General features: G+C 71.6%; 14 protein-coding genes, 1 tRNA gene and 1 pseudogene. 4 read left to right on the top strand and 12 right to left on the bottom strand.

The window, feature by feature from the left end; all coding sequences use genetic code 11:
- Positions 1–40 precede the first annotated feature (40 nt).
- A complete protein-coding gene (locus AB0C15_RS19615; RefSeq protein ID WP_357353825.1) occupies positions 41–247 on the top strand; it encodes a hypothetical protein in 207 nt (68 codons plus the stop codon).
- An 8-nt stretch (positions 248–255) separates the two neighbouring features.
- Here the strand turns inward: AB0C15_RS19615 and AB0C15_RS19610 are convergent, their stop codons facing one another.
- The 3 genes from AB0C15_RS19610 to AB0C15_RS19600 form a co-directional block, all read right to left on the bottom strand.
- Positions 256–1,398, bottom strand: coding sequence for a polysaccharide pyruvyl transferase family protein (locus AB0C15_RS19610; protein ID WP_357353823.1), 1,143 nt, complete (start codon positions 1,396–1,398; stop codon positions 256–258).
- 100 nt (positions 1,399–1,498) lie between these two features.
- The gene (locus tag AB0C15_RS19605) at positions 1,499–1,954 is read right to left on the bottom strand and encodes a GNAT family N-acetyltransferase (RefSeq protein ID WP_357353821.1); all 456 of its coding nucleotides are present in this window, start codon (positions 1,952–1,954) and stop codon (positions 1,499–1,501) included.
- A gap of 93 nt (positions 1,955–2,047) precedes the next feature.
- The gene (locus AB0C15_RS19600) at positions 2,048–2,653 is read right to left on the bottom strand and encodes an HAD-IA family hydrolase (RefSeq protein WP_357353819.1); all 606 of its coding nucleotides are present in this window, start codon (positions 2,651–2,653) and stop codon (positions 2,048–2,050) included.
- Between the two features lie 253 nt (positions 2,654–2,906).
- Here AB0C15_RS19600 and AB0C15_RS19595 point away from each other — a divergent pair, with 253 nt between their 5' ends.
- Positions 2,907–3,647: a 3-oxoacyl-ACP reductase family protein gene (locus tag AB0C15_RS19595; RefSeq protein ID WP_357353817.1), complete on the top strand. Its 741-nt coding sequence runs from the start codon at positions 2,907–2,909 to the stop codon at positions 3,645–3,647.
- Positions 3,648–3,796: 149 nt separating this feature from the next.
- Here AB0C15_RS19595 and AB0C15_RS19590 read toward each other — a convergent pair whose 3' ends face one another.
- Positions 3,797–4,003 (bottom strand): DUF664 domain-containing protein, encoded by a 207-nt coding sequence (locus AB0C15_RS19590; RefSeq protein ID WP_357353815.1) that lies wholly within the window; start codon positions 4,001–4,003, stop codon positions 3,797–3,799.
- Positions 4,004–4,212: 209 nt separating this feature from the next.
- Here AB0C15_RS19590 and AB0C15_RS19585 point away from each other — a divergent pair, with 209 nt between their 5' ends.
- Positions 4,213–4,671 (top strand): hypothetical protein, encoded by a 459-nt coding sequence (locus tag AB0C15_RS19585; RefSeq protein WP_357353813.1) that lies wholly within the window; start codon positions 4,213–4,215, stop codon positions 4,669–4,671.
- Positions 4,672–4,735: 64 nt separating this feature from the next.
- On the opposite strand, the gene AB0C15_RS19580 is transcribed toward AB0C15_RS19585, so the two are convergent.
- Together AB0C15_RS19580 and AB0C15_RS19575 are read right to left on the bottom strand one after the other, a co-directional pair.
- Positions 4,736–4,939: a heavy-metal-associated domain-containing protein gene (locus tag AB0C15_RS19580; RefSeq protein WP_357353811.1), complete on the bottom strand. Its 204-nt coding sequence runs from the start codon at positions 4,937–4,939 to the stop codon at positions 4,736–4,738.
- A gap of 8 nt (positions 4,940–4,947) precedes the next feature.
- Positions 4,948–5,352 (bottom strand): nuclear transport factor 2 family protein, encoded by a 405-nt coding sequence (locus tag AB0C15_RS19575; RefSeq protein ID WP_357353809.1) that lies wholly within the window; start codon positions 5,350–5,352, stop codon positions 4,948–4,950.
- 83 nt (positions 5,353–5,435) lie between these two features.
- On the opposite strand from AB0C15_RS19575, the gene AB0C15_RS19570 reads away from it, so the two are divergent.
- Complete coding sequence (locus AB0C15_RS19570) at positions 5,436–6,023, top strand: TetR/AcrR family transcriptional regulator (RefSeq protein ID WP_357353807.1); 588 nt, start codon at positions 5,436–5,438, stop codon at positions 6,021–6,023.
- A gap of 387 nt (positions 6,024–6,410) precedes the next feature.
- Here the strand turns inward: AB0C15_RS19570 and AB0C15_RS19565 are convergent.
- From AB0C15_RS19565 to AB0C15_RS19540, 6 genes and pseudogenes are all read right to left on the bottom strand, one after another.
- Positions 6,411–6,482 (bottom strand) — tRNA-Val (locus AB0C15_RS19565).
- Positions 6,483–6,557: 75 nt separating this feature from the next.
- Positions 6,558–7,022 (bottom strand): peroxiredoxin, encoded by a 465-nt coding sequence (locus AB0C15_RS19560; RefSeq protein WP_357353805.1) that lies wholly within the window; start codon positions 7,020–7,022, stop codon positions 6,558–6,560.
- A gap of 111 nt (positions 7,023–7,133) precedes the next feature.
- Positions 7,134–7,571: a DUF3052 domain-containing protein gene (locus tag AB0C15_RS19555; RefSeq protein WP_030330240.1), complete on the bottom strand. Its 438-nt coding sequence runs from the start codon at positions 7,569–7,571 to the stop codon at positions 7,134–7,136.
- A 112-nt stretch (positions 7,572–7,683) separates the two neighbouring features.
- Positions 7,684–10,413, bottom strand: a complete 2,730-nt coding sequence (locus AB0C15_RS19550) for a thiamine pyrophosphate-dependent enzyme (RefSeq protein WP_357353803.1) — start codon at positions 10,411–10,413, stop codon at positions 7,684–7,686.
- Between the two features lie 51 nt (positions 10,414–10,464).
- Positions 10,465–10,869: a MarR family winged helix-turn-helix transcriptional regulator gene (locus AB0C15_RS19545; RefSeq protein ID WP_357353952.1), complete on the bottom strand. Its 405-nt coding sequence runs from the start codon at positions 10,867–10,869 to the stop codon at positions 10,465–10,467.
- 115 nt (positions 10,870–10,984) lie between these two features.
- Positions 10,985–11,237, bottom strand: a pseudogene (locus AB0C15_RS19540) (hypothetical protein); the annotation flags it as partial.

Below are 11,237 nucleotides of genomic sequence, written 5' to 3'. Positions count from 1 at the left end.
ATCCGCTGCGGGCTGGCGCTGCGACGGGCAGGATGGGCGCATGGCTTCATCCGTGCGGATCCTTCTCGTCGGCGGCACGGCGGACGGGCAGACCATCACCGTCGAACTGGACAGCAACGGCCGCCCACCGCTGACTTACCACCACCTCGGCTCCGGCGGCCTGGCCGACGCGCAGATCTACGAGTTGGAGACCGCCCGCGAGGAGTCCCGCGAATGGCGCTACCGGTGGACCGGCCCGGCGGTGTGACAGCCCGGTCAGACCCGGGTGAGGGTCTGGTTGCGCAGGCTCTCCAACACGCCGCGGGTGACCTCCGAGGTGCCCCGCGCCTGGTCGCACACCTCCGCCACCCGTCGGGCGGTGGCCTCGGCGCGTTGCTCACGCTCGTCCCAGAGTCGGTCGACCTCCGCCAGCAGCGGCCCCTCGACCTCCCGTTCCACACCGCGTAGCGCCGGCACACCGAGCCGTTGGGCCAGGTCGAAGACCTTGCCGGCGTACGGCAGGGGCAGGAACGGCGTACCGACCATCGCCGCGAAGATCAGGAAGTGCAGGCGCATCCCCACGGCCAGGTCGAAGTGGCGCATCAGCCCGAGCACCTGCTGCGGCGAGTACGTGCCGTGCAGGATCCGACCCCGGTCGGCCGCGACCATGTGCGACAGCACCCCGTGGGCGTGCCGGATGTCGTCACGTTCCATCGGCACGAACAGCACACACGCGTCGATCCGGTGCACCAGGAAGTCACCGATCTGGGCCAGCAACCGGTGGTAGCCGTCCACGTCGAGGCGTTCGGCGGCCCGGCCCGGCTCCCGCACGCTGATCCCGACCAGCCGCTGACCGACCGGCACACCCTCCTCGGCCAGCAGGTGGGCCGGAAAGTCCTCGGGTTGCAGGAGGAACGCCGGGTCCGCGGTGACCGTGATGGGGTTGAGCAGCCCGGCCTCCTCCAGCACCATCCGGGACTCCTGGTCCCGGACGGTCACCTGGGTCGCGCCGGAGAGCGTCTCCCGGACCATGCCGGTGTCCACCGACTCGCTGAGCGGCCCCACCCCCACCGCGTACGTGATCAGCGGCAGGCCCCGCTCCTGGGCGACCCGCACCACCCGCAGGTAACGGCGGGCCTCCCGGTCGTAGAGGATGCCCCCGCCGCCCAGGATGAGCAGGTCGAGCTGGGCCAGGACCAGGGCCGAGTCGGTACGGCTCACGCCCTCCCAGGGCACCGCCTCGACGTCCGGGTGGGCGGCCCGGGTGTGCTCCGGGTTCCGCGAGAAGACGATGATCCGGGCGTTCGGTTCCTGCGTGCGAAGATCGGTGAGCAGGCCGGTGAGGATCGCCTCGTCACCGAGGTTCCGCCCACCGTACGAGCCGAGCACACCGATGGTCAGTCCGGCGCCGTGCGTCATCCGTCGCTCCTCCCCAGGTGCGGTCCGCGCCGTTTTCCCGCTGGGCAGGTGAACAGTCCTGCCCAGGGGACCGTCCTGGGGTCGAGCCGGCGACGCCCGCTCAGCCCGCCGGGGCGATCGGCTTCGCCATCTGCTGCGAGACGACCTCAAAGCCCAGACTCCGGTAGAGGCCGATCGCCACGGTGTTCGTGCCGAAGACGTTCAACCCCAGCTCGGGTACGCCGAGGCTGGCCAGTTCGGCCTCAATGAGCTGGATCATCCGCCGCGCGTGCCCGCGTCCCCGGTGTGCGGGATCCACCTCGATGTTGTGGATCCAGGCTTGGCGCGAGGCGGCCGCCGGCAGCATCACCCAGATCCAGCCGACCTCGGTGTCGCCCACCCGGCCCAACCGCAGCAGCGCCTCCTCGGTCGCCGCGCCCGCTGGCAGGGACTCCCGAATCTGGCTGACCGAGCGCTCGAGGGCCGCCTCCGGGGTCAGCCCCCGGTGCGCCACCAGGTCCTCGGCGTACCCCTGTTCCAGCGCCCCGAGCAATCGGGCCAGTTCCTGCTCCGTCATCGGTGTCAACGTCAACTCCACCGGATCTCCCCTCGGTCGTCGCCGGTGCAGAGTGCAGCAGATCCAACCCGGGTACGCCACCGGGTTCGCCGGTCAGCGCACGGTGGGCGACGGGTCGAGGTGGCGCGCCAACTGCGTCAGGTCGTCGAGGCGCAGGTCGCCATCGAGCCCTTTCAGCGCGGCGGTCATCGCGCCGGCGGCCCGCCCCGCCCGCAGGCCCACCTCGGCATCCTCGACGACCAGGCACCGCGTCACGAGTACGCCCAGCAGGGCGGCGGCTCGCCGGTAACCCTCCGGATCCGGCTTGCCGACGCGCACGTCCTCCACGGTGACGAGCACGGGAGCGATGATCCCGGCGGCACCGAGCCGAGCCTCGGCCAGCCGCCTGTCGGCGCTGGTCACCACGGCCCAGGGCAGGTCCAGCCGGGTCAGCGCGGTCAGCACCTCGTGCGCCCCGCAGGTGGCCACCACGTCGGACAGGTCGTCGTACTGCAAGGCGAGTTGCCGCGCCGCCGCCACGGCGACAGTGGTGTCGTCGAGTATGGGCAGCAGGCGGCGAATTGTCCGGTCCGCGGGACTGCCGTGGGCGATCGTCAACGCCGCCGCCGGGTCGACCCCGTACTCGACCGCCCAGCGCTCCCAGGCCCGCTCGACGGCGGCGTCGGAGTCGACGAGGGTGCCGTCCATGTCGAACAGCACCGCGCCAATGTCACCCAGCCCCACGATCACCCTTCCCGTCGCCCGGTGCCCCAGGCCACCCTCCCCCGCCCCCAAGATCTGCGCAACTTCGGTGATCCTGCTGTCTCGTCGGCCGTTGAGGCAGCACGATCCCTGACGTTGCGCAGATCTTGAGGCTGAGTGGGTGCGGTCGCGGGTATCAGACCTGGAGGTGGGAACAAGGGGTCCGATCACCGCCAGACGGGGAGGTCGGCACGGCCACATGATCGTTTGCATGACGACACTCAACGACAAGGTTGCCCTGGTGACCGGTGGTTCCCGCGGCATCGGGGCCGGCATCGCCCTGCGCCTGGCTCAGGACGGAGCCGACGTGGCGTTCACCTACCGACAGGACGCGGAGCGGGCCGCGACAGTGGTGCGGCAGATCGAGGCGCTCGGCCGACGGGCGCTGGCCGTCCAGGCCGACGGCGCCGACCCGGGCGCCGTGCGGGGCGCGGTCGACCGGACGGTCGCCGACCTGGGTCGGCTGGACATCCTGGTGAACAACGCGGCGGTCTTCCTCGTCGGCGCCGTGAACGAACTGGGCATGGCAGAGGTGGAGCGGACGATCGCGGTGAACATCCGGGCGCCGTACGTCGCGGTGCAGGCGGCGCTGCGGCACCTGGGCGAAGGCGGGCGGATTATCAGCATCGGCAGCAACGTCGGGGAGCGGGCCGTCTTTCCCGGGCTGACGCTCTACTCGATGAGCAAGACCGCGCTGGTCGGCCTGACCCGGGGCCTGGCCCGCGAACTGGGACCACGGGACATCACCGTCAACCTGGTCAACCCCGGGCCGACGGAAACGGACACCAACCCGGCGGACGGACCGAACGCGGCGGCCATCAGCGGGTTCACCGCCGTCGGCCGCTACGCTCGCCCCGCCGACATCGCCGCCACCGTCGCGCACCTGGCCAGCCCCGAGGCCGGCTACGTGACCGGCGCGGTGGTCAATGTGGACGGCGGCTTCACCAGCTGAGGATCCCGGGCGGCGTCGCCGCACCCTGCGGCGCCGCCCCGGGTTCCTCGCGAACACGGTCCGGCAGTACGTGGAGCACCCCGAGCACCGCACGGCCATCGGCACCCGACACAAACTGGATCGGCTGCACCTGACCCTGAGGTGAACCGTCAGCGGGGCGGGTCCTCGCCGGTGAGCCCGTCCACCGACTCCCGGATCAGGTCGGCGTGACCGACGTGCCGGGCGTACTCCTCGATGAGGTCGACGAGGACCCGGCGCAGGCTCGGTACGCGACCGTCGGGCCACTCACCCCGGGCCAACTGCTCCGGTCCGGCGTCGGCCAGCAGGCCGGCGACGGTGGCACGGGAGCGGGCCACCGCCTCTCGCCAGAGCGTGTGGAGCTGTTCCGGGGTGTCCTCGGCGGCGGAGTGCCATTCTCAGCCGGGGGTCCGCGTCCCAGTCGACCGTCTCCCACGGTGCTCCGGGTGAGCGCCCGGCCAGCTTCAGCGAGAAATAGAGATCCTCGACGGCTAACGGGCCGATCGGGGTCGGTCCATCCCGCGTGGACCCGAATAGGGTTCCGTGGGTGAAGCCACGGGCGGTCCTGCTGGACCTGGGAGTTTCTCCGTCGCCCGCCGGGTCGGCTGAGCTGCTGCTGGCGGACGAGCGGAGCTGCCGCCTCGTCTTCGTCGCCGAGGAGCCGCGCCGCGTGGCGATGGCCACCTTCGTCGGTTTCGCGCAGGTGCTCTTCGGCTATCCGAACGACGAGGCGTTGCCCGGTCACCCCCTCCACGACCCCGACTGGGAGTACGGGTTCTACGAGGTGCAGGGTTCGCCGTGGCCCGGCCGGTTGGAGGCACAGAACGCGGTGCCCTTTCCGGATCAGACATCCTCAGGGTGGCGGCAGCTGCGCCACTTCCTCGTGGTCTGCCACGAGGACCTCGTCGAGGTCCTCGCCGACGATGTGAGCGTCGAGGTGTTCGACATGTCGTTCGAGGAGGTGGCCTTGCACGCCCTTCGGCTCAACCTGAGCAGCAACTCCTGATGCCCCACGAGATCCTCGTCGGGCTGCGGCGGTCGGAACGGCGGGACGAGACCCCGGTCAGGCGTCAGGGCACTTCGTAGCCGGCTTCCTCGACGGCGGCACGCACCTCGGCGATGTCGAGAGGTCGGTCGCTCGTCACCGTGGCGGTGTCGCCTTCGACGTCCACTGCCACGGCGGTGACACCGGGAATCCGTTCGATCTGCTCCGTGACGAAGCCCGCGCAGTGCCCGCAGGCCATACCGATCACGCGATAGCTGCTGACGGTCATGTCGACAGCTACCCCTCGTCGCCGGCCCTGACCGGCACGGGACGGGTGAGCATGTGCGCCTGACGCATCCGCCCGTCGGCAGCGAACTGCCCGAAGAAGTACACGTCCATACTGCCCTCCCGTTTGGAGGTCTCGAAGTGCAGGGTGTAGCGGGCGGCGATCCGGTCCCCGTCGGCGATCGCCTCGTGCACCTCCCACCGCGCGTCGGTCTGGTGCTTGCGCGCCGGCCGGCTGTGCGCGATCAGCTTGGCGCGGTCCATCAGGTGGCCGTCGGCAACCTGCACAATGTCGGGCGTGTGATAGCGGTCCACGACCGTCGCCGGATCCTCGCCGCCGCGGACCAGATCGTGCATGAAGGAGGTGAAGAAGTTGGCGATGAACTCCTTCGGACTGATGCCACCGAGACCACCCATGTCACCACCGTCGGCTCGCGATCCGGCAAATCTTTACGGCTTGTAAAATATCGATCCTCGGAAACTTTGGCAAGGTGTAAGAGATGAGTGGTTCAGGGGACCAGAAGCGACGCGCCGACGCCCGCCGCAACAGCGGTGCGATCCTCGACGCGGCGGTCCGACTGCTCGACGCGCAGCCCGACGCTAGCCTTGACGCCATCGCCGGCGCCGCCGGCGTCACCCGGCAGACCGTCTACGCCCACTTCCCGTCCCGCGAGCACCTGATGGTGGCCGTCGTCCGACGGATCACCGACGAGGCCGTCGCCGCGATGGACGCCGCCGAGCCGGACCGCGGATCCGCCACGGACGCGCTACTCCGCGTCCTCGAAGCCGGCGCACAGACCGCCGGACGGTATCCGGTCCTGATCCAGCAGATCGCGTCACTGCCGGCAAGCCCGCAGGTCGACGAGGAACGCCACGCGCCGGTCGCCGATCGGATCCACCGGGTGATCCGGCGTGGACAGGCCAGCGGCGAGTTCGACAGTGGACTTCCGGCCGGGTGGCTCGCCGCGATCACCATCAAGATCGGCCACGCCGTGGGCGCGGAGGTCGACGCCGGGCGAATGTCCCGGGCCGAGGCCACCGACGCGCTGCGTACCGTCCTGATCAGGCTGCTGCGACCAGGCGGGTGATCACCTGCGCGCGCGGATCTGGCACCTTCCGTGGCCAGCCTGCTGCCGAGCGTCCGTCGGCAACGATGGGCGACATGGTTCGGTTGATGCAAGCGAAGACATGCGACGACCTACCCGGGGAGGCGCGGTGACGCAGCGCCCGCCGCACCGGCGGGGCTGGTGCCCCGTCTGTAAACGCCTCGTACCCCTCACCGCCGAGGGAGACGCTGCGCGGCACAACGGCACCATCCGTGCCTTCGCCCCGCCCGAGGAGTGCCCCGGGGGTGGACAGCGAGCGGAAGCCACGGAGCCGTGAGCAGGAGCACGGCCCGGCGTAGTGGGCGGGGCCGGGAGACAACGAGGGCCGCCGGATCACCGACGGCCCTCCTCGCATGCTGATCCAAGGGGTGGGCGCGGCAGGTTTCGAACCTGCGACCCCCCGCTTGTAAGGCGGGTGCTCTCCCACTGAGCTACGCGCCCGGATCGCCCGTGTGGCGGGCCGGTGGCTGGCAAGCTTACCTGCCCGCCACCGACCCGGGCGCACGGCGTACCCGGTCAGTTGGCCGCTTCGGCGAGGGCCTTGCGCCAGCTCTGCTGGTCGCGGGCCTCGCCCGGGCCGTTCATCTCGGCGAAGCGAACCACTCCGGTCCTGTCGATGACGAAGGTGCCCCGGTTGGCGAAGCCGGCCACCTCGTTGAACACCCCGTACGCCTGGGCGACGCCGCCGTGCGGCCAGAAGTCGGCAAGCATCGGGAACTGGTAGCCCTCGCGGTCGGCCCAGACCTTGTGGCTGTAGGCCGAGTCGACGCTGACGGTCAGCACCTGGACGTCGTCGTTCACGTACTCGCCGAGGTTGTCTCGCACCTCGGCCAACTCACCCTGGCAGGTGCCGGTGAAGGCGAGCGGGTAGAAGATCAGCAGCACGGTGCGCCTGCCGCGGAAGTCCGAGAGTCGGACCTCCTGGTTGTTCTGGTTCTTCAGCACGAAGTCCGGCGCTTCGGCACCAACCTCGATGGGCATGCGAACTCTCCTCGCTGCTCGGCCTCGCCGGCGACGGCGTCGGGGTGGGGGGACGGCACCAGCGTGCCACCCGGCGGTGGGCGGACCGTCGGGTGAGCGGAGCGGCGCTGGCTACTTCTTGGCCTTGGCCCCTCGACGCAGCACCAGACGTGCGCCGCTCCAGTCCCGCCCGGCGTTGACGGTCGAGGTCTGCTGAAGGCCGGCGGTGGGCGCGGACTCCGCGACCTCGCTCGGCTCGACGTGCCCCTCGCGCCCCGCCTTCGGGGTGAGCAGCCACACGACGCCGTTGTCGGCCAGCGGGCCGAGGGCATCGACGAGCAGCTCGAAGAGGTCACCGTCGCCGTCCCGGTACCACACCAGCACCGCGTCGACCACCTCGTCGGTGTCCTCGTCGACCAGATCTCCACAGCGGTCGGTCAGGGCGTCTCGGAGATCCTGGTCGACGTCGTCGTCGTACCCCATCTCCATGACGACCATCCCCGGTTCGATCCCGAACCGGTCCGCCAGGCTGCGTACCCCGTCGGCGGCCTGACCAGCGGTCGCGCTCACTGTCGCGTGCCTCCTCATCTCGTCCCTGCTCGCGGCGTCGGTGTGACGCCGTCAGGCAGAGTCCACACACTTGTGGGTCTGCGCGCAAGTGGCGCACCGGGTGGAACGGAATTTACCGTGCCAGCAGCGTACGGGCACCGTCGGTAATGGCTTCCGCGGAGACCAGTACGTGACGTGCTGCCGGACCTAATGGTACAAACGAGTCAACTCCCGCCACCCGTCGTGCCGCGCCGACGTACCCGGCGTCGACAAGCGCGGCGATCACGCCCTCACCGACCCCGCCGGAGCGGCGCGTCTCGTCCACCACCAGCACCCGGCCGGTCGCGGAGGACTCCCGGATGATGTCGGCCACCGGCAGCGGGGCCAGCCACCGGAGATCAACAACACGGGTGCCCACCCCCTCCTCGGCGAGGACGGCCGCAGCCCGCAGCGACATCCGCACCCCGTTACCGAACGTGATGATGGTGAGGTCGTCGGCCGAGCCGACCGGATAGACCCGGGCACGCCCGATCGGCACGTGCCCGGCCACCCACCCGCCCGGCTCCGGATAGCCGGCCAACCACTCTCCGTCACCCTCCGTGTACAGATCGCGGGTATGGTAGAGCGCGATCGGCTCCAGGAACACGCAGACGCTGCCGTCCACCGCCGCGCTCGCCAGGCAGGTCCGCAGCATGGGCGCGGCGTCGTCCGGCCGCGCCGGCACCGCGACCACCAGACCGGGCACATCCCGGAGTACGGCGACCGAGTTGTCGTTGTGGAAGTGCCCGCCGAACCCCTCCTGGTACGCCAGACCGGCCACCCGCACCACCATCGGGTTGCGGAACGCCCCCTGCGAGAAGAAGCTCATGGTGGCCGCCTCACCGCGCAACTGGTCCTCGGCGTTGTGCAGGTACGCCAAATACTGGATCTCCGGCACCGGCAGCATCCCGGCGAGCCCCGCGCCGAGGCCCAGCCCGAGCACCGACGTCTCGTCGAGCAGGGTGTCGAAGACCCGGGCCGCGCCGAACCGGTCCCGCAGCCCCTTCGTCACCCCGTACACGCCGCCCTTGGCCGCCACGTCCTCACCGAAGACCGCCATCTGCGGGTGGTCGAGCATCCCGTCAGCGAGTGCGGCGTTGATGCTCTGCGCAAGCGTCATCGGCCCGGCCAGTTCCGGCGGCTTGCCACCGAACGCCTCCGCCCGCGCGCCCGCCCCCGGCCCGCTGGCCCGCGCCGCGGCGTCGGCCACCGCCCGCGCCACCCGCACCGGACGGCGAGGCGCCAGCGCCGACACCACGTCTGCCGCGGACGCCAACTTCAGCTCGCCGAGCACCTCCTCGGCCAGCCGACGCACCTGCCAGCCGGTCTCGTCGTAGCGGGCCAGCAACTCCTCACCCGTCGCCACCCCGGCGTCGACAAGCAGCCGCGCGGTGGCGGCCACCGGGTCCCGGTCCAGGTCCGCGGCCAGCTCGGCCGGGCTGCGGTACGCCGACTCCGCGTCCGCCCCGGCGTGCCCCATCAGCCGTACCGTTCGCAGGTGCAGCACGGCCGGCCTTCGGTTCCGGCGTACCCAGGCCGCCGCCTCGGCCGCCACCGCGTACGTCCGAACCGGGTCGGCCCCGTCCGCGCTGAAGTAGCGGACACCGGGCTTCGCCCGCAGGGTCGCCTCCACCCAGCCCTCCGGCGAGCGGACGCTGATGCCCAACCCGTTGTCCTCGCAGACGAAGAGCACCGGGATGCGCAGCCCCGCGTGGTCGTACCACCCGGCGGTGTTGAACGCGGCGGTGGCGCTGGCGTGGTTCACCGAGGCGTCCCCGAAGGAACAGACCACAATCGCGTCCGTCGGCCACGGGGCGTGCGCCGCGCCCGCGCCGCTACCGACCCGCACCCCCGCTCCGGTACGCCGCCCGGCGCTGTCCAGCCGACGCAGCCGCTCCACCGCCAACCCCATCCCCACCGCGCGCGGCAGGTGCGAGGCGATCGTGGAGGTGGTCGGCACGATGGCCAGGTCGGCGCGACCGAACACCTTGTGCCGGCCCCCGGCGATCGGCTCCTCGCTGGAGGCGACCATCCCGCGCAGCACGTCCCGGGCCGCGTCCGCGTACGCCGCGAACCCGTTGGCGGCCACGCTCGCCGAACTCTGTTCCGCCCCGGACGGCTCCGATTCGGACAGCCGCGGATCGGCGGTGGAGTGGCGGTCGCGGGTCGGCCCACCGTCCACGGACGAACCGGGCTCGGCGGACGGCGCAGAACCGGTACTCAACGCCCGGTCGGTGATCCGTACCCCGTCGGAGCCTGCGGTCGCCGCCCCGTCGCCGCTCAACGTTCGGTCGGTGATCCGCGCCTCGTCGGAGCCGGCGGTCGGCACCTGGTCGCTGCTCCGCGCCCGTTGGGTGATCAGCTGCGGGTCAGCCGACCCGTCGGCGGCGGCCAGTGCCGGGTCGGCGGCGGCGGCCAGTGCCGGGTCGGCGGCGGCGGCCAGTGCCGGGTCGGCGGCGGCGGCCAGTGCCGGGTCGGCGGCGGCCTGGGCTGCACGGAGGCAGAAGAAGGCGCCGGAGCGGTAGTGCAGCAGCGCCGGATCGGTGGGGCGCAGCGCAGCGGCGACCGCAGCGTTGCCCTCGTGCCCGGCCGAGCCGATGGTGTAGAAACCCTCCCCGAAGCTTCGCAACCAGCGGCTGGCCAGGTCGAGCTGCCGACTTGTCACCTGCGCGTCGAACAGGTCCAGCACCTGCGCGCCAGTCAGTGGGGCGTCGTCGGTGACCGGGTCGGCGGGGTCACGCCGTCGCTCTGCGGCAGGCAGCGCCGCCAGCGTCTCCCGGAGCCGGTCGTCGAGATCTTGCGGGGTGGTCACGTCGGACAGCATTACCGACGGGAGCCCTGCTCGCCCAGTGGGACACGGCCGACGGGGATACGGTCACGCCGTGTCGAGCGACTCCGGGCAGCCGCCGTCGGACACCTTCCACAGCAGGTCACGAAGGGTGCTCAGCTCCTCATCGCGCAGTCCGGACAGGAGTCGGGAGTCGGACATCACCTCGATCACCCCGGCCCGCACGACGCGGCCCTTCTCGGTCACCACCAACGTCTTCTGGCGGCGGTCCCCGGGGTCGGTGCGGCGCTCGACCAGCCCGGTCTGCTCCAGCTTGTCGACAAGCACCGTCACGTTCGACCTGTCGCAGCCCAACTGGCCGGCGAGATCACGAGCCGGCAGGGGATGGTCCGGGTCCAGTTCGTGCAACGCCCGCGCGGTCGCCGGCGTCAGCCCCAACTCGGCGAACGCGGAACCCTGCCGGTGTCGCAGGGCCTCACTGACGTGGGCCATCCGGCGCAGCACGTCGGTGGTGAGACCAGCCCGATCCACCGGCCCGCCCACTGCGGAATCCACCTGCCGCGTCACGACCACATCGTACGCAGCAACCCGTTCGCCCAGTTCAACATCAGATTCGGGCGTACCGGCCGGACCGACCACACCGATCCGCAGCCCGCCGCGCCACTTCGCAACCCAACCCGGGCTGCGCTGGGCTGCGCTGGGCTGGGCTGGACCGGGCTGGGGCAGGGGCCGGGCAGGACCGGGCCGGACCGGGCAGGACCGGGCCGGGCAGGACCGGGCCGGGCAGGACCGGGCCGGGCAGGACCGGGCCGGGCAGGACCGGGCCGGGCAGGACCGGGCCGGGCAGGACCGGGCCGGGC

Source organism: Micromonospora sp. NPDC048835, from assembly GCF_040649995.1.
Taxonomy (GTDB): Bacteria; Actinomycetota; Actinomycetes; order Mycobacteriales; family Micromonosporaceae; genus Micromonospora.
This window is presented reverse-complemented; position numbering and strand designations above follow the sequence as displayed.

Coding starts and splice junctions, on each gene's coding strand:
- AB0C15_RS19615 (WP_357353825.1), top strand. CDS start 41: ATGGCTTCATCCGTGCGGATCCTTCTCGTCGGCGGCACGGCGGACGGG.
- AB0C15_RS19610 (WP_357353823.1), bottom strand. CDS start 1,398: ATGACGCACGGCGCCGGACTGACCATCGGTGTGCTCGGCTCGTACGGT.
- AB0C15_RS19605 (WP_357353821.1), bottom strand. CDS start 1,954: ATGACGGAGCAGGAACTGGCCCGATTGCTCGGGGCGCTGGAACAGGGG.
- AB0C15_RS19595 (WP_357353817.1), top strand. CDS start 2,907: ATGACGACACTCAACGACAAGGTTGCCCTGGTGACCGGTGGTTCCCGC.
- AB0C15_RS19580 (WP_357353811.1), bottom strand. CDS start 4,939: ATGACCGTCAGCAGCTATCGCGTGATCGGTATGGCCTGCGGGCACTGC.
- AB0C15_RS19575 (WP_357353809.1), bottom strand. CDS start 5,352: ATGGGTGGTCTCGGTGGCATCAGTCCGAAGGAGTTCATCGCCAACTTC.
- AB0C15_RS19570 (WP_357353807.1), top strand. CDS start 5,436: ATGAGTGGTTCAGGGGACCAGAAGCGACGCGCCGACGCCCGCCGCAAC.
- AB0C15_RS19560 (WP_357353805.1), bottom strand. CDS start 7,022: ATGCCCATCGAGGTTGGTGCCGAAGCGCCGGACTTCGTGCTGAAGAAC.
- AB0C15_RS19550 (WP_357353803.1), bottom strand. CDS start 10,413: ATGCTGTCCGACGTGACCACCCCGCAAGATCTCGACGACCGGCTCCGG.
- AB0C15_RS19545 (WP_357353952.1), bottom strand. CDS start 10,869: ATGGCCCACGTCAGTGAGGCCCTGCGACACCGGCAGGGTTCCGCGTTC.